The sequence below is a fragment of the Bradyrhizobium sp. USDA 3315 genome (assembly GCF_054056795.1).
Genome location: NZ_JBSRYP010000001.1, coordinates 3,430,836 through 3,447,397 on the forward strand (window position 1 = coordinate 3,430,836; position 16,562 = coordinate 3,447,397).

At 64.1% G+C, this 16,562-nt stretch carries 17 protein-coding genes; 6 read left to right on the plus strand and 11 right to left on the minus strand.

Annotated features, from left to right (window positions below):
- Positions 1-134: 134 nt before the first annotated feature.
- The gene (locus tag ACVIYL_RS15785) at positions 135-1,820 is read left to right on the plus strand and encodes a methyl-accepting chemotaxis protein (protein ID WP_456779085.1); all 1,686 of its coding nucleotides are present in this window, start codon (positions 135-137) and stop codon (positions 1,818-1,820) included.
- Positions 1,821-1,990: 170 nt separating this feature from the next.
- Here ACVIYL_RS15785 and ACVIYL_RS15790 read toward each other — a convergent pair whose 3' ends face one another.
- The 3 genes from ACVIYL_RS15790 to ACVIYL_RS15800 all read right to left on the minus strand — a co-directional run bounded on the left by ACVIYL_RS15790 (position 1,991) and on the right by ACVIYL_RS15800 (position 4,567).
- The gene (locus ACVIYL_RS15790) at positions 1,991-2,827 is read right to left on the minus strand and encodes an IS5 family transposase (protein ID WP_253608194.1); all 837 of its coding nucleotides are present in this window, start codon (positions 2,825-2,827) and stop codon (positions 1,991-1,993) included.
- A 124-nt stretch (positions 2,828-2,951) separates the two neighbouring features.
- Positions 2,952-3,929: a Bug family tripartite tricarboxylate transporter substrate binding protein gene (locus tag ACVIYL_RS15795; protein ID WP_253609884.1), complete on the minus strand. Its 978-nt coding sequence runs from the start codon at positions 3,927-3,929 to the stop codon at positions 2,952-2,954.
- A 254-nt stretch (positions 3,930-4,183) separates the two neighbouring features.
- Complete coding sequence (locus ACVIYL_RS15800) at positions 4,184-4,567, minus strand: nuclear transport factor 2 family protein (RefSeq protein ID WP_253606898.1); 384 nt, start codon at positions 4,565-4,567, stop codon at positions 4,184-4,186.
- 135 nt (positions 4,568-4,702) lie between these two features.
- On the opposite strand from ACVIYL_RS15800, the gene ACVIYL_RS15805 reads away from it, so the two are divergent.
- From ACVIYL_RS15805 to ACVIYL_RS15815, 3 genes are all read left to right on the plus strand, one after another.
- Positions 4,703-5,659, plus strand: coding sequence for a LysR family transcriptional regulator (locus ACVIYL_RS15805; RefSeq protein ID WP_456779086.1), 957 nt, complete (start codon positions 4,703-4,705; stop codon positions 5,657-5,659).
- Between the two features lie 1,171 nt (positions 5,660-6,830).
- A complete protein-coding gene (locus ACVIYL_RS15810; RefSeq protein ID WP_057015603.1) occupies positions 6,831-7,067 on the plus strand; it encodes a hypothetical protein in 237 nt (78 codons plus the stop codon).
- Between the two features lie 307 nt (positions 7,068-7,374).
- Positions 7,375-7,920: a hypothetical protein gene (locus ACVIYL_RS15815; RefSeq protein ID WP_456779087.1), complete on the plus strand. Its 546-nt coding sequence runs from the start codon at positions 7,375-7,377 to the stop codon at positions 7,918-7,920.
- Here ACVIYL_RS15815 and ACVIYL_RS15820 read toward each other — a convergent pair whose 3' ends face one another.
- The 3 genes from ACVIYL_RS15820 to ACVIYL_RS15830 form a co-directional block, all read right to left on the minus strand.
- Positions 7,921-8,154 carry a hypothetical protein gene (locus tag ACVIYL_RS15820; RefSeq protein WP_057015605.1) on the minus strand — a complete coding sequence of 78 codons (234 nt, stop codon included), beginning with the start codon at positions 8,152-8,154 and terminating at the stop codon, positions 7,921-7,923.
- Between the two features lie 175 nt (positions 8,155-8,329).
- Positions 8,330-9,298, minus strand: coding sequence for a DMT family transporter (locus ACVIYL_RS15825; protein ID WP_456779088.1), 969 nt, complete (start codon positions 9,296-9,298; stop codon positions 8,330-8,332).
- Positions 9,299-9,535: 237 nt separating this feature from the next.
- Positions 9,536-10,381: a metal-dependent phosphohydrolase gene (locus tag ACVIYL_RS15830; RefSeq protein ID WP_456779089.1), complete on the minus strand. Its 846-nt coding sequence runs from the start codon at positions 10,379-10,381 to the stop codon at positions 9,536-9,538.
- 129 nt (positions 10,382-10,510) lie between these two features.
- On the opposite strand from ACVIYL_RS15830, the gene ACVIYL_RS15835 reads away from it, so the two are divergent.
- Positions 10,511-10,912: a DUF1330 domain-containing protein gene (locus tag ACVIYL_RS15835; protein ID WP_456779090.1), complete on the plus strand. Its 402-nt coding sequence runs from the start codon at positions 10,511-10,513 to the stop codon at positions 10,910-10,912.
- Positions 10,913-11,268: 356 nt separating this feature from the next.
- Here the strand turns inward: ACVIYL_RS15835 and ACVIYL_RS15840 are convergent, their stop codons facing one another.
- On the minus strand, positions 11,269-11,892 hold the full coding sequence (locus ACVIYL_RS15840) for a TetR/AcrR family transcriptional regulator (RefSeq protein ID WP_456779091.1): 624 nt from the start codon (positions 11,890-11,892) through the stop codon (positions 11,269-11,271).
- A 74-nt stretch (positions 11,893-11,966) separates the two neighbouring features.
- Between ACVIYL_RS15840 and ACVIYL_RS15845 the strand changes: the two genes are divergently transcribed.
- Positions 11,967-12,371 (plus strand): hypothetical protein, encoded by a 405-nt coding sequence (locus ACVIYL_RS15845; protein ID WP_456779092.1) that lies wholly within the window; start codon positions 11,967-11,969, stop codon positions 12,369-12,371.
- Between the two features lie 104 nt (positions 12,372-12,475).
- Here the strand turns inward: ACVIYL_RS15845 and ACVIYL_RS15850 are convergent, their stop codons facing one another.
- The 4 genes from ACVIYL_RS15850 to ACVIYL_RS15865 all read right to left on the minus strand — a co-directional run bounded on the left by ACVIYL_RS15850 (position 12,476) and on the right by ACVIYL_RS15865 (position 16,428).
- A complete protein-coding gene (locus ACVIYL_RS15850; RefSeq protein ID WP_456779093.1) occupies positions 12,476-13,693 on the minus strand; it encodes an alpha-hydroxy acid oxidase in 1,218 nt (405 codons plus the stop codon).
- A gap of 145 nt (positions 13,694-13,838) precedes the next feature.
- Entirely contained in the window at positions 13,839-14,648 is an 810-nt protein-coding gene (locus tag ACVIYL_RS15855; RefSeq protein ID WP_225161409.1) for an MlaD family protein, read from the minus strand.
- Positions 14,649-14,892: 244 nt separating this feature from the next.
- Complete coding sequence (locus ACVIYL_RS15860; RefSeq protein WP_253606905.1) at positions 14,893-15,825, minus strand: DMT family transporter; 933 nt, start codon at positions 15,823-15,825, stop codon at positions 14,893-14,895.
- Positions 15,826-16,041: 216 nt separating this feature from the next.
- Positions 16,042-16,428 (minus strand): hypothetical protein, encoded by a 387-nt coding sequence (locus tag ACVIYL_RS15865; RefSeq protein ID WP_456779094.1) that lies wholly within the window; start codon positions 16,426-16,428, stop codon positions 16,042-16,044.
- Between the last annotated feature and the right edge of the window lie 134 nt (positions 16,429-16,562).

Genomic DNA, 16,562 nt, shown 5'->3' on the forward strand with positions numbered 1-16,562 from the left:
CGGTTGGTCCGCGGCCTGATTCTCCGGGCTTCTACGGGGAACCTCCGTAACCATCAGGTAAAGGGTCTCACATTACGGTGCGCGGAATCAATCCGCCAATCGCGTCGCGTTCCCCGCCTCTTCTGGAGACCCCCGTGAAGCTGTCAAATCTGAAGATCACCCCCAAGCTCGGCATTCTGGTGGGGGTGACCCTCCTTGGCCTGTGCACGGCCGGCATCCTCGCCGGTCACCTGATGCAGCGGGAGATGATGAATGCGCGCATCGACCTGGCCAAGGCGATCGTCGAGATGGCGAAGAACATGGCGGCGGGCCTGAAGAAGGATGTCGATGCCGGCAAGCTGACCAAGGAAGCGGCACTGGCCGAGTTCGGCAAGCGTGCCAACACCCTGACCTACGACAACGGCGCCGGCTATCTGTTCGGCACCAACTACAGCGGCATCACGGTGCTGGCGCCCGATCCGAAGCAGGTCGGAACCAATCGCATGGACGTCGTGACCAATGGTCGCAAGCTGTCGCAGGAACTGATGGACGGCGTGAAGGCCAAGGGCGAGATCCTGCTGTTCTATGATTATGTGAAGCCCGGCCAGGAGACGCCGATCCGCAAGCTCGGCTACGCCGTCGCGGTCCCCGGCTTCGATATGTATCTCGGCACCGGCGCCTATCTCGACGATATCGACGCCAAGATGCGGCCGATTGCCTGGCTGCTCGGCCTCGCGATCCTCGGCATCGGCGTCGTTTCCGGCTCGGTCGCCTGGCTGATCGGCCGCAGCATCTCCCGTCCGCTCAACCTGCTCGGCGCCCGCATGCGCGACATCGCCGACGGCAAGCTCGACGGTGACATCCCCGGCGTCGGCCGTGGTGACGAGGTCGGCGGAATGGCGGCCACGGTTCAGGTCTTCAAGGACAACGCGGTTCGCATCCGCGGCCTGGAACAGGCCGAGGCCGAGACCAAAGCACGCGCGGAGGCCGAGCGCCGTGGCGCGATGGAGAATATCGCCAACGATTTCGAGCGCAGCGTGAACGGCATCGTCCGCACGGTGGCCTCCGCTGCCGCCGGCATGCAGACCACGGCGCAATCGATGACCGCGACCGCAAGCGACGCCAGCGCGCGGGCCGCGACCGTCGGCGCTGCGTCCGACAGCGCCTCCAACAATGTCGGCACCGTCGCCGCTGCCGCCGAGGAGCTCTCCAGCTCGGTTGCCGAGATCTCGCGCCAGGTGGCGCGCTCCAGCGAGGTCGCGAGCAGGGCGGTGGCCGATGCCGAGCGCACCAACGCGACCGTGCAGGCGCTCTCCACCGGCGCCGAGAAGATCGGTGAGGTGGTCAAGCTGATTCACTCGATCGCGGCTCAAACCAACCTGCTCGCGCTCAACGCCACCATCGAGGCGGCGCGCGCCGGCGAATCCGGCCGCGGTTTCGCAGTGGTCGCCTCTGAAGTGAAGGCGCTGGCCAACCAGACCGCGAAGGCGACCGAGGAGATCTCGGCGCAGGTCGCGGCGATGCAGGCTTCCACCGGCGAGGCGGTGACCTCGATCGGCGGCATCACCGCGACCATCGCGCAGATGAGCGAGATCACCGCCTCGATCTCGACCGCGATCGACCAGCAGGGCGATGCGACGCGCGAGATCGCGCGCAACATCCAGCAGGTCGCGGCCGGCTCGAGCGAGATCTCCGCCCATATCGGCGGCGTCACGTCAGCGGCCGCCGCCACCGGCACCGCGGCCGGCGACGTGCTGTCGAATGCCCGCGAGCTCGATACGCAATCGGGCATGCTGCGCAACGCGGTCGACGAGTTCCTTCAGAAGGTGCGCGCGGCGTAAGGCGATCGCGTAGGGTGGGTATGCTACGCTATTCCACCCAACGAATCCGTATCCCCGTCATCCTGAGGAGCGCGCTCTCGCGCGCGTCTCGAAGGATGCACGGCTACCAGCGGGGCCGTCGATCCTTCGAGACGGCCGCGTTGCGGCCTCCTCAGAGTCTGACTCATAAATCACCCAACCTTAGCTGCAGCCGCGAGTCTGCGGGTCAGGAGCCTGATGTGTGCAATCAGCAGCCAGGCAGCTTCGGTTGCCACCGTCGCCTCGAAGTCCTTGGCGAGGCGGCGGCATCTGCCGAACCAAGCGAATGTGCGTTCAACCACCCACCGCCTCGGCAGAAGCTGGAAGCCTTTGACGCCTTGAGGCCGCTCGACGATCTCGACAGTCCATGGACCGCAGTCTGAGAGCGCGTCGAGGAGTTGATTTCCGCGGTAGACCCGGTCGGCAAAGACGTGGCGCAGCCGGGGGAAGTTCATCCGCACGTTCTTCAGCAGCGGTACGGCGCCATGGCAGTCCTGAACGTTGGCCGGATGAACATGAACCCCGAGGAGGAGGCCATTGGTATCCGTCACGATATGCCGCTTGCGGCCGTAGATGCGCTTGCCTGCATCGTAGCCGCGCGGTCCGCCAGCTTGGGTGGTCGGCGCACTTTGACTGTCGATCACGGCTGCCGTCGGCTTCGGTGTCCGTCCAAGCTTTTTTCGCGCCCGTCGGACAAGCACGCTGACAATCCTCTGCCACCGGCCTGTATCCCGCCATCTATAAAAATAGCCCTGCACCGTCGAATAGGGCGGGAACTCCTGCGGCAACGCCCGCCACTGGCAGCCGGTCGAAACGATATAGAGGATCGCTTCGATCACACGACGCAGCTCCGTCTTACGCGGCCGGCCGCGCCGGTTCGCTCGCGGCAACAGGCGTCTGATCAGCGCCCACTCCGCATCGGTCATATCGCTTGCATAACGCAGATCGTCCCGCCGATATTGCTCCCGAGTGATCTTGGTCCAGGGCATCGTGCTCTCCCTCGAATCTTTGCAAATCCGATGGAATCACACCCCACTGAGATCACTCACCCATTTTTCAGTCAGGCTCTCAGGATGACGGAATTGGCAGACGTCCACCCAGTGTCGTTCTCGCCTACTGCTTCTCGATTCCGGCGTCGGCGATCAGCTTCTCCCACAGCACGAGCTGCTCCTTGAGGAACGCCTCGAACTCCTCGGGCGTGCCGGAGAATGCCTCCATGCCGCGCTCGGCGAGCTGGCTCTTGATATCCGGCCGCTCGATGATCTTGCGGATCTCCGCATTCAGCCTGACGACGACGTCCTTCGGCATGTTGGCGGGACCGAGATAGCCCTGCCAGGAGGTGATATCGAAGCCCTTCACGGTGTCGTCCATCGTCGGCAGGTCCGGCAGCAGCGCCGACTTGCGCTTGGTGGTGACGGCGAGCGGCTTCAGCACCTTGGCGTTGACGTGCGGCAGCCCGGTCGGCACGTCGATGAACATCATCGAGATGCGGCCGGCGATGACGTCGGTCAGTGCCGGCGGTGAGCTCTTGTAGGGCACATGCAGCAGGTCGATGCCGGCGAGCCGCGCGAAGGTCGCGCCGGAGACGCTCGCCGACGACGAGCCGCTGGCGTAGCTGTACTTGCCCGGCTCCTTCTTGGCGAGCGCGATCAGCTCGGCGACCGAGTTCGCCGGGATGTCCGGATGGATCACCAGCATGAAGGGCAGGTCGCCGGTGCGCGCGATCGGCGTGAAATCCTTGATCGGATCGTAGTTCATGGTCTTGAGCAGATACGGATTGGCCGAGTGCGTCGTGTTCGTGGTGACGAACAGCGTGTAGCCGTCGGGGGCGGAGCGGGCGACATAGTTCGCCGCGATCGAGCCGTTGGCGCCGGCCCGATTGTCGATCACCATGCCGACGCCGAGCGCAACTCCGAGCTCCTTGGAGATCAGCCGCGTCGTGGTGTCGGTGCCGCTGCCGGCGGCAAACGGCAGCACCAGTGTGATGTTGCGGGTGGGATAGGTCTGTGCAAGTGCCGTTCCGGATATCGCCGCAAGCGCGGCGGCGGCTGCGGCCGCCAGGCAGCAGTATCGTCTCAATCCCATCACCATGTCGTCGTCCCCCGCGCGGACCCTGAACAGGCCCATTGCGGCCGAAGCTAGCCCGGCCGCCATGGCTGCGGAAGCCGTGCCGGGAGCAGCCTTTCGCCGCATGGCTGCTCCCGGGCCTCGCAGGGGCGCGCTGCCAAAAATATCGAAAACAACCCCATGCAAAGGGGCCGGTGGCGGCCGGCGCTCGACCAGGCAGCTTGACACGTCGGGCAAATCAGCGTCATATTTCTAATATTCCGAAAGTCGGCCGTGCGTTACGATCCCGCCGGAAAGACCTGCGCGACGTGAAACGCCTTGGTGGTGATGAGCCACCGGCCGTCGATCCGATGAAACACCAGATGATCGATGAAGCCGGTTTGGCCGGCCCTGACGCGTACCTTGGCGATGGCCAGATCGGACGCGGTCTGGTCGATGCTGATGATGGCCTCCTCGCGCGGCGATTTCATCGACGCCGGCGAGGGACGGCTGCGGATGAAGTCGCGGAATTCCGCGGCCGACCGCACCGTGTGCTTGCCGTCCCGGATGCCGTGCACGATGCAGGCATCGGAGAAGACCTCGCGGAACCGGCTATCGTCGACGTCGTACATCAGGTTGAAATATCCATCGATCGCGGACGCGATGGCCTCGATGTCGATCATAGCAAAATCTCCTTGATGGATGATGTGGCGGTGGCCGCACCGGATCGAACCGGTGATCTGCGCCGACAGTGGCCGATATGATGGCGGAGTGCTACGACTGGGCGGTCATCTCTTGGATGACTGAAAGGCATCGGCATGGACGAAGTTGACGGTCGGCTGGTTGGCGGCCTGGTGGTCCTCGCGGCGCTGGCGGATGCGCGCAGTTTTGGCCGGGCCGCCGAACGGCTCGGCATGACGCAATCCGGGGTCAGCAAGGCGATCGCGAAGCTCGAGGCGCGCCTCGATGCCAGGCTGGTTCACCGCACGAGCCGCGCCGTCGACCTCACCGAGGAAGGACGCGCGCTGTACGAGCGGGTTGCCGCGCATCTGGCCGGGATCGGCGAAGCGGCGGCGGAGACCTCGAAATCGCGCGATGCGGTTCGCGGCAGGCTGCGGGTCAATGTCGACCCGCTGTTCTCCCGCATGGTGCTGTCGCCGAAGCTGAGCGAGTTCCTGCTGCAGAATCCAGGCATGGAGCTGCGTATCGAGACCCGCGACCGGATCGCGGATCTGGTCAGCGACGGTTTTGATCTGGCGGTGCGTTTCGGCGAGCCGACGCCGTCGGCGCTGATTGCGCGCCGCGTACTCGATACACGCGTGCTCACCGTGGCCTCGCCGATCTATCTCGAACGACACGGCCGGCCGCTTGATCCGCGGGAGCTGGCAAGCCGCGACCATCAGTGCATCCATGCAATCGACGCGTCGACCGGGCGTCCCTTCGATTGGGAGTTTCGGCGCGGCGGCGAGGTCGTGCCGGTGGCGGTCAACGGGCGGCTCACCGTAACCGATTCAGGAACCAAGCTCGGCGCTTGCCTGGCCGGCTTCGGCATCGCGCAGGTGATCGATCTCGGCCTCGACGATCACCTGAGGAGCGGCGCGTTGATCGAGCTGTTTCCGGACTGGCCCGACGAGCGTTTTCCGCTCTACGTCTATTACGCCTCGCGTAACCACGTGCCGGCCAAGGTGAGGCGGTTTATCGACTTCATCACGGAAACGCTGGCGGCAAAGCCATATTCGCCACGCAAATCCGCCGGCTTGCGCAAGGTTGGCTAGCCATCTCCTCGGCGACAGCTAGAGCGGGATGGGTTTGGTTGGATGGCTTGGCGCGCTCTCGGTACACCTATCCCGTTGGGGAGAGGTCGGATTGCGCCTGGCGATGCGAAGCATCGTCCAGTGCAATCCGGGTGAGGGCTCTTGCTCTCTCGATAGATGGTGCTGTCCCAGTTAGGACGCAGCGCGGACCAGGACGCCCGACCGTTAAGCATCCGGACGATTTGTTTACCTTTGATTCACTCAAGTTAATTGACTGGCACACGCTTTGATTCGATCATTCCCGCACTGGGCAAGGCGGTTTCATTAAGGACAATTTTTTCAGGCCCAGAGGGGCTAGCCCGATTACCGAAGCGGCGGCTCGGCAAGCAATGGAATGAGGGGCGGCCTCAGCATCACCTCCAAGGGTGCTGGGGCCGTTTCTCTTGCCGTTAGGACACGCTCGCTGACTTGCAACGTCCAGTGCTGACTACCTGCCCACAGCACATGGACGAATCCACGGGAAATCGGCCCCAGCCAGTCCCCTCGCTGGGGCTGCTTCTTTGGAGCGCTCCCAAGAGCGCCCACCGTCGATTACGGTGAAGTTGCGCGTTACGCGCAAAGTGAAAGAGGCCATCAAACTGGGGCGGTCTCGATCTCAAACAAATAGAACGATGGCAACCAGAGCGATGGGGCTCAGCCCCAACGCTACAATGCTCGCCCTATAAAGTAGGTCACTAGTCATGATACAACCCCTGCGTGGGGTTGAAATCTAGCTCGGGATGACTGGCGACCAAAGTGCAGTTTGTGCCACTGCTAGGAAATTAATCGTGCGCTCAATGAGAATAGGCCGCCAGCTGAGGCGGTCTTACTTGCCGTATGCCCGCGACGGTCATTTGCACGCCGAACACCGCGCGGCTTGTTCGGCATCGGTTTGATGGCGGTACACTCGTAATCGCTGAGTTCGCAGCGCATGCTCCGAGGCTCCGGTTTTCGGAGCTTGAATCACGTCTCGGGCAGCGCCATCAACTGGCAACGCCCCGTGCCGTGTCGCTAATGCTCTGAATTGACTTCCGCTTTCGGCGGCATAGCGGACTGGGCCGGACTTGCGACCCGGTCGCGGATGACCCGCAACGGACTTTAGGAAAGCCCCGGGCCGATAGGAACAATCTATTCCGCATGGCTTTTACGTGCGATGGACGATCTGCTCAAGCGCGCCGACCGTGCTATTGAGGATAGCTATCGCGTCAAGGAAGAAGCGATAGAGCACCTGATACGGGCCCAAAGGGTAGCCCGGGAGGTGAGAGCCACTATCGTTCGTGCCGAAAGCGCCAGGTCCCGCTATCGTCAGCTTGGGCTGGAAACGGCTGAGAGGCAGGGCGCGTTTCAGGAAAATCCTGCGGGTACCTCACCTTCCGATCAGCGGGACTGAAGCCCAATAGTCGTCGCGCGGATATTTGGTCCAGCAGGCGTTTATGCGCTGCAGAAATGGCCTCCGCCAGCTGTCTGGAACGCTGCATAGCGGCGTCGGCACGCGCGAACAGTGTCTCAAGGTCCTGTGCCATGCCAGATAACGCGGGGGGGGGGGGCGCCGTTCCGGCGAAGGCGCCTCAAGTGAACTGCCGCCCGCTTCGCTGTATTCAGTGCCCCAATTCCAGTAAAGTGCCCTTGTCGCCGGCGGTTCCGCGTCCCCCCGACTGGGGCCGGTCGCGCTTCCGCCTGCGACAGGGAGCGCCGGGATGGTGTTGCCAGGTTTCCGCTTTTTCCGTCTCTCGTCTCTCGACAAAGAGCACGACGCTCGTCACCTGGCGTCGGGACGCGCAGCTATTGCGCTGGGCCGCAAAGTCCTTTCGGAAAATCCTCGACCAAACATTCCAAAAACCAAGCAGCGCGAGATCAAAAAACCATTACCTCAGCAGCCTGACGGCTTTCGGATGCAAGCAGCTGTCGATAGAAAAAGGAAGGCGCAGGAGCGGCGCTCTTTTGAGCGGCAACAGCTATCTATTGCCAATAAACACGTAGCAAAGGCTGAATGCGTGATCAGGGAGCAAGTGGCCTTGATCGAGAACCTACGATGCGGCGGCCAAGACACGCAGCTCGCGGAGGAAACGTTGCGGGTATTCGAGGCCAATCTACAGGTAATGCAAGAACACCGCGAGCTCATCGTTAGGGCCATCGAGGAGACCGAGGAAGGGCTTCAAGGCAACCTTGTTAGTTGGCCGTCGATGCCGGCTCCGCATGGGGAAAACAGGGAGCCGATTCGGTCGAACCGTAACGTCCGGTGATCAAGCCAGCCCCTCGTCGATCTGCTCAATCGTTTTGACAATTATCGCTCGATGCTCACGCAGCGTCTTTAGATTGTGCTCAAAGCCCGTGAGCATCTCCTCCGCAACTTTGGTGTCGTGACCTTCCGCCCGCAAATTATCAAGTAAAAGTCGTTGCTTCGTGATGTGTTGCTCGGCGGTCGCGATATGCCTGTCGGACTGCGCAAGGTGTTCGACTTCGGCTTGTCGATCCATGTTTTAGCTCCACGACGCCCATCTTGAAACGCGTCCACGGAGATGTCGTTCCTTTGCTCGTTACGTCAAAATGTGCCGAAGTTGCCTATTGGCCCATCGCGTCATTTAGCTGCGCTGCAGAATTTGGTCGCTATCGGTGCATAGCGGACTTTGGCAAGCTGTCCGCCCGGCAGATTTATGGGTTCACGGCCTCGCGCTTCGCCGATGTCTTGGCGGATCCTTGCCGCGAGGCGATGATGACGCCGGCGAGCACCAGCGCGTAGCCGATCAGATGGAACGGCGCGAGCGTCTCGCCGAGCAGCAGGATCGCCATCGCCGAGCCGAACACCGGCACCAGATGGAAGAACGGCGCGGCGCGGTTCGGGCCGATCAGCGCGACGCCGCGGTTGAAGAACAGATAGGCGAGCGTGGACGGGAAGATCAGCACATAGGCGAGCGTTGCGCCGGTCAGCAAGTCGAACTTCAGCGTCACGCCGTTGGCGAACTCCCAGGCCGCCACCGGCAGCAGCATCAGCGCACCGCAGCAGGTGGTGAACGAGATCAGCGAGAGCTGATGGATCTTCGGTCGCCGCGGGATCAGCGCCGAATAGAGCCCGAACGACACCAGCGAGGCGCCGAACATGATGTCGCCCCGGTTGAAGCTGATGCCGGCGAGCGCGGAGAAGTCGCCGCGCAGGATGATGGTCAGCACACCGGCCAGCGAGATCGCGATGCCGGCCAGCTGCGCCGGCGTCAGCCGCACGCCGAACAGGATCAGTGACCACAGCGCCACGAACAGCGGCCCCGCCGACTGGATCAAGAGCGCGTTGAGCGCCTCGGTATACTGCATCGCCCAGTAGGAGATCGCGTTGTTGAAGGCGAAGCCGACCGCGGACAGCAGCAGCATCAGCGGCAGGGCGCCGCGCAGCTTCGGCCAGTCCTGCTTCAGATGCGGCCAGGCGAACGGCAACAGGATCAGGAAGACGCCGAACCAGCGGATCGTGGTCAGCGTGACCGGCGGCACATGGCTGCCGACATGGCGCGCCAGCACGATGTTGGCGGCCCAGAACAGCGACGTCAGGCTGAGCAGCAGATAGGGCTGGTTATTGAGCCAGTTGAGCGGCGAGCGGCGTGGCGTTGTGGCAGGTGCGGGCAAGGCGGTCATTATTGGGTGGATGTTGTGCCCGAATCCGCCGCCGCGACAAGACGAAAGAGCGGATTGGAGCCATGCGTGGTCGAACTCGTCGTCACGCACAGCGCGACGGCAGCTCAATTCCGTCATCCTGAGGAGCGCGGAGCGCGTCTCGAAGGATGCGCGGCCCGGCTGTGGCCGATTCATCCTTCGAGGCTCGCTCCGCTCGCACCTCAGGATGACGGGGATGGGTCTTCGTCGGCCCGCCGCCTATTTCTGCGGACCCGACAGCGAGATGTCGCGCTCGGCGCGAAACACGTTGCTGTAGAGATTGGCGATCCATTGCCGTCCGCTCGAGGTGATGTTGAGGTAGCGGATCGCCTTCTGCACATGCGGCGCGACGCTATCCCAGTAGAACCGCGGATAGCGGTCGACGAGATCGGCCGGCGAATCGTAGCCGAGCTGGTGGTTCAGTCCGGCCTCCTCGAATTCGATGTACAGCGCGTTGGCCTTGCGGATGTAGTGGGGATCGCCGAGCTGGCCGATCAGGTCGGCGGCGCGCAGCAGGGTGGCCTCTTCGCCGAAATCCTCATCGTCATCAGGGGCGCTCAGCGGAAAGCGGGTGCCTTCGATGGCACGCACAATGCGCTCCTTGTCGAGCAGGGTGACGCCCTTGAGCCGCTCCATCACGAAGATCTTGGAGCGGTCGACGTGGTAGGACATCAGTGCGGCATCCGACGAGCCGCGTGGCAGGATGATCTTGCGACCGTCGGCATCGACCAGATAGCCGTCCTGACCGTCGGCCTCGAACAGCCCGCGCACATAGCCGATGTCATGGGTGAGGCAGGCGATGATGACATGGGCATAATCCTCGGCGCTCATGTGCGAGTGCAGCGCGCGGCCGCGCAGGATGTCGTGGCCGGCCAGCGTCACCAGCATGGTGTGCTCGACATTGTGATAGAGCGCGTCGCTGTTGCCGATGCATTCGAGCGCGATCCGGGCGATCGAGGGTACCATTTCCACCAGCTGGGTCTGCGAAGAGCCGAACCGGCGCTGCATGTACTCGCCGAGGAATTTGCCGAGCGCATCGGCCGCTAGTTCTGGAAGGGTCATCACGGCCTTGACCTCCGAGAGCTGGCCTGAGCTTACGGCCCGGCGGTATTTCAGGCTAGTCCCGCGATGTGACATAATCGTTGCGGCCGGACTGATGTGGCGGGAGTGACGGGCTTTGGGCGGGAGCGGGTGATGGGTGTCGATCTCTTGAACGTCAAAGGCCTGAACGAGCTGGACCGCGAGGCGCCGGTCGTGATGGTCAATCTGATGCGGTTTCGCGCGCGGTCGCTCGACGGCGACGGCTCGGGCTGGGATGCCTATTTGCGCTACAGCGCGCTCACCGTCCCGATGATCAAGGCGCGTGGCGGCACGCTGCTGTGGACCGGCAGCGCCGAGACGGTCGCGCTGGGCGACCCGGCCGGCCAGCGCTGGGATTATCTCGCGCTGGTCTACTACCCGAGCGTCGCCGCCTTCATCGACATGATGACCTCGGCCGACTACGAAGACCGCTGCGACCCGCATCGCCGCAACGGCTGCGAGGAGCACGTCATCATCGCGACGCGCGAGGCCTACAGCAAGTTCAAGATCGGGTAGCCGAGCCGCTTGCCCAAGAGGTGGTCCGTCACCCTCGCGCAACGGCTTTGCCGTTGTCGCTGGAGGTGGCCGCTTCTTCAGCGGCCTTCGAAGGGTCGACGGCCCGACTGTGGCCGTACATCCTTCGAGGCTCGCCCAGCGGCGCAATTGCGCCGCAAGGCGAGCGCCTCAGGATGACAGGGTGAGAATTGTAGCGAGCGGCCCCCCCCCCGCCGTCGTCCTGGCGAAAGCCAGGACCCAAAACCACCGAATTCGATTGAGCGTGCGATGGTGGCCCCAGCCTCGCACAACAACAAGCGGTTGGGGTAATGGGTCCTGGCATTCGCCAGGACGACGCTGAATACATGCACATTCTCTCAGGATGACGGGTCTGAAAGCGGCGCGAGCGGCGCAAGTGCCGCGTGGCAGGCGGCCTGCACCAGCCGGCAGACATCATCGCTCGACCGCCCCGCGCTCAGCGACGCGAAGGTCGGATAGCTCGTCAGTGCGAAGATCAGGTCGACGGCGTCGCTGCGGGCCTGCTGTGATGCGCTCTTGCCCGCGATGCGGTCGACCAATGCGGTGACGCCGCGGCGGCGGCGCTCGTTGCGCTCGCGCACGGCCTCGGCGAATTCGGGATCGGTCGCCATCGCGTCGTGCAGCCGGCCGACCGCGGAATCCCGGCTCCAGAATCCGCAGAAGATCTCCACCATCCGGTCGAGCGCGGCGCGCGGATCGGCCATCGTCATGGCGTCGGCGAGCTGGTGCAGCCCGCCATGGCGCGCGATCTCGTCGAACACCGCCTCGAGCAGCCCGCGCCGCGAGCCGAACTGGTTGTAGACCGTCAGCCGGGTCACGCCCGCCGCCTTCGCCACCGTATCCAGCGAGAAGCGCGCGATGCTCTCGTCGCGCAATGTGCGCGAGGCGGCCTCGATCACGCGCTCGCGGGTTTCGGCGGCGGCGGCGCTGCGCGCCGGGCTCACATAGCTGCGCGGCGGCATCGGTTTGCCTTGCTTTCGTCAGATTGAATATACATTATGTATATCTAATTTCAATGCCCATCCGGAGCGACATCATGCAGACCGCCCTCATCATAGCGCTGTCCCTTCACGTCCTGTCATCGGTGTTTTGGGCCGGCTCGAGCTTCACCCTGGCGCGCACCGGCGGCCTCGGCGGCGAAAAGCTGCTGTTTCCGCAAATCGGCGCCGCGACGGTCGCGATCGTGACCGGCGCCACGCTCTGGCGCCTGGTCCATGAAGGCTCGTTCGGGCTGTCGGAGCAGATTCTGGCGGGCGGCGCGATCGCAGCGCTGGCCGCGATCGCCGTGCAGATCATCGTCGGCGGCGGCGCGGTCCGGCAGCTGCGCAGCGGCGCGGGCGATACCTCAGCCGCGCGCTCGCGCCTGGCGGTCGCCCAGCGCATCGCCGCCGGGCTGCTCGCGATCACCGCGCTCTGCATGGGCGCGGCGCGCTATGCGTGAGCCTGGAGCCTTTCCCGTTCCGATAGAATCGCAACGGGGCTCCAGACTCTTGTTGTGACGCGTTTTCTTCACGCGAACCGGTATCCACTTCGCTCGAAAACGCTCTAGAACTTCCGCACCAGGTCCGGAGTGATCTCCTTCAGGCTGCGGATGCCGAGCAGCGCGAGATCGCGGTCGATCTCGGCATGCAGGAGCGAGATCGCGCGCGCCACACCGGCCTCGCCGGCGACCACGGCGGCATAGAGGAACGGCCGGCCGATCCAGACGAAGTCCGCACCGAGCGCCAGCGCCTTGATCACGTCGGTGCCGCGGCGGATGCCGCCGTCGACCATCACGGTCATGTTGCCCTTCTGCGCCGCGATCTCTGGCAGCGTGCGCAAGCCGGAGACGGTGTAGTCGAGCTGGCGGCCGCCATGGTTGGAGACCATGACGCCGTCGCAGCCATGCTCGCGCGCCAGCCGGGCGTCTTCCGGCGAGATCAGTCCTTTGACCACGAGCTTGCCGCGCCAGCGCTTGCGGATCAGCTCGACATGCTTCCAGGCCAGCTGGTCGCGGCTGCCGATGTTGCGCATCAGGCTCTTGGACAGCACCGGCGGGCCCTGCTTGGCGTCCATGTTCTCGAAATGCGGCATGCCGTGATTGAACACGGTGCGCGCCCAGGTGTTGAGCAGCCAGTCGGGATGGGTGATGGTGTCCCAGAACACCCGCGGCGTGATCTCGAGCGGCACCTGGAAGCCGTTGCGGATATTGTTTTCGCGGTTGGGCGGCACCGGCACGTCGGCGGTGACGACGAAGGTGTCGTAGCCGGCCGCTGCGACGCGGTCGACCAGCGGCTCGATCCGCTCGGGAAGGCCGGCGAGATAGGCCTGGTACCAGGCCGAAGGATTGGCGGCGCGAACGTCCTCCAGCGTGATCAGCGAGGAGGCCGACAGGATCATCGGGATGTTGGCGGCAGAAGCGGCGCGCGTCAGCACGATGTCGCCGCGATAGGCGCACAGCGCGGACGAGCCCATCGGCGGAATGCCGAACGGCGAGGCGTAGGTCTTGCCGAACAGCGTCGCGGTCTGGTCGCGGCCGGAGACGTCCTGCAGCACCCGCGGCACGAAGCCGTATTCCTCGAACGCCCGGCGATTGTCGGTGCGGGCCATATCGGTCTCGGCGCCGCCGGAGATGTAGCCGTAGAGGAATTTCGGCAGCAGCCGGCGCGCCTGCGGCTCGAAATCGTCGAGCGTGAGATAGCGCCGCAGATGCCGCGGTACGGCGGGTGCTGCGCGGTTGACGGTTACGGGAGGCGGAGAGGGGGCTGCGGTCCGGTCGTGCACGTTGAGCGTTTCCGTTGTTCTTGGTTCTTGGTCGGAAGGCCAGACTAGAGCATGATCCGGAAAAGTGGATACCGGTTTTCCGAAAAGATCATGCTCAAACAAAGAGATGAGATCATGATGCGATTCCATGGAAACGCATCATGATCTAGCGCCTGCCGGCGGGCCCGACAAATTTCTCGTTGAACTTGTTGACGGACTGGCTGACGTCGCTGAGCGTCTTGCGGGTCTCGGCGATCATGGCGCTGGATTTCTTGTCGAAGCTCTGGATCAGCTCGCGCAGCGAGATCACGGTCGGCAGCAGCTCGCCGCCATATTTGTCGCTGCCGAAGCTTTTCAGGAACTTGTCGGCCGAGTTCATCTTGGCGTCGACCGCGCTGATGCCGTCGTCGGCGGCGTCGATGAAGCCGGCGATCAGCTCGCCATTGCCGGACAGCGAATTGGTGAAGTTCTCGAGCCCGAGCAGCGAGTCCTTGATGTCGGCCTCGTTCTCGCTGATGACGCGGTCGACATTGCGCAGCGCGACCCGCAGCTTCTCCTGGATCCCCATCGTGCCTTCGGCGTCGGCCGTCAGCTCGGGAATGCCGTCGGCGCCGAGCGTCGGCGGCGGCGCATCGTCGGTGCCGCCGGTGAAGGAGATCGAGGCGATCCCGGTCAGGCCCTGGAATTCGAGGCCGGCCTGGGTGTCCTTCTTGATCGGGGCGTTGCCTTCGATCCGCGTCATCGCCACCACGCGGTGCCGGTCGAGCCTGATCGAGACCACCTCGCCGATCCGCACGCCGGCGAAGTTGACGCTGCCGCCGCGGCGCAGGCCGGAGGCCGAGCCCTCGAAGATGACGCGGAACGGCACCATCCGCTTGATGCCGGCATAGCGCTGATAGCCCAGCCAGCCGCCGAGCGAGCCGGCGACCAGGGCCAGCGTCAGGGTGCCGATCAAGAGATTGCTGGCGCGCGCCATGCGTAAAACCCGTCCGCGAAGCAGGTCTCAAGAGATAGCGGATTTGCCGCCGATAGTCACCGCGGGCTTTCCTCACCTCGCCCCGCTCGCGGGGTGAGGTCGGATCGCTTCGAAGATGCGATCCGGGTGAGGGGGAGTCTCCGCGAATTCATCTCGCTCCGTCTTTGCGGAGCGAGCCCCTCACCCTGACCCACTCCCCGTAAGAACGGCGAGAGGGAAGGATGGAGATATGCTCTTCCGACAGTCACGCCGCCGACTGCTTCCGCGACGCCGCGAAGACACCGGCCAGCACCAGCGCAAAGCCGATGAAGTGGAAGGCCTGCGGATGCTCGCCGATGAACACGATCGACATGATGGTGCCGAACACCGGAACCATGTGGAAGAACGGCGCGGCGCGGTTGGCGCCGATCAGCTGCACACCGCGGTTGAAGCACAGATAGGCCAGTGTCGAGGGGAACACCGCGACATAGAATAGCGACAGCAGGTTGTTGATCGTGAGCTGCATCACCGGACGCGTGCCGAGTTCCCAGATGTAGAGCGGGATCAGGACCAGCGCGCCGCAGCCGAAGGTGAAGGCGGCGACCGACAGGCCGTGGATTTTGGGCCGCTTCAGGGTCAGCACCGAATACAGCGCGAAGATCACCAATGCGACGATGAAGATCAGATCGCCCTTGTTGAACTCGATCTTCGACAGCGTCGTGAGATCACCGTGCAGCAGGATCACCAGCACGCCGGCGAGCGACAGCAGCACGCCGAACAATTGCGCCAGCGTCAGCCGTGCGCCGAGCAGGATCAGCGACCACAGCGCGACCACCAGCGGTGCCGCGGATTGCAGCAGCAGCGTGTTGAGCGCCTGGGTGTGCTCGAGCGCCCAGTATTGCAGCGTGTTGAAGGCGCTGATGCCGGTGATCGACATCAGCACCATGATGCCGAGATTGTTGCGGATCACCGGCCAGTCGCGGACGAGGTGCTTCCAGGCAAACGGCAGGATGATCAGGAATGCCGCCGACCAGCGCAGGAACGACAGCGTCACCGGCGGAATGTGGCCGGCGGCGAGGCGGCCGACGATCGCATTGCCGGCCCAGCACGTCGCGGTGATGCAGAGCAGCAGATAGGGCTGGTTGGCGATCCAGGAGCCGGCCGCAGGCGTTGATGTGGTGGAATCGGAGGCAGACATAAAGAGGGCCCGGGTTCACGACGCCGCGGCCTGCCCGGCTGGCACCGCCGGGCCGGTATGGATCTCCCCGGCTCGGATCACAGACACGGATTTCGTCATTCCATCAATGGGGATAGACGCATCGCGACCATGCGCGAAGACCCCTTCACCAAGGCAGCAACAGCGCCTGGCCGGGCCAGCCCCGCGCCGGTCGCGCAGGGGATCGAACGTTTGGTCCTAGCCGGTCTCCGGCGGCGTGGTCTGGCGCTTGACGATCTGCTCGGCGAGCTCGATCAGGATCCGCTTGGTGTCGGGGTCCTGCACGTCGCGAAACACCCGCAGCATGCGCAGTTCGAGCAGGGACTGCAGCGATTCCGCCGTCTGGCCGGCCTGCGCCGGCGCTGCCGTGACCAGCCGGCGGTTGAGGATGTCGGCGGCGATTCCGAGCATCTCGGCTACGGTCGCCAGGCGACCGGTATCAATCTTCACCGTGCCGTCGACGCCGTTCTTTTGCAGAGAGGCGCCGGCGCACAGGATCTCGGCGAGATCCGCCTGCGACAGCCCGATGGCGCGCCAGCGCGCCTGCACCAATTGGTCGATTTGGTCGTCCTGTGATGTGCTCATGATGCGTTCAGACCATCTCCAGCTAGGTCCGTGGACAGCATTTCCGCTACAAAAGTTGGTAGCAAATGAACCGGCGGTTCGTCGCGATGGGACTTCTACGGATCATGCGGCTGGACAACGGGTCCTGCCGTACC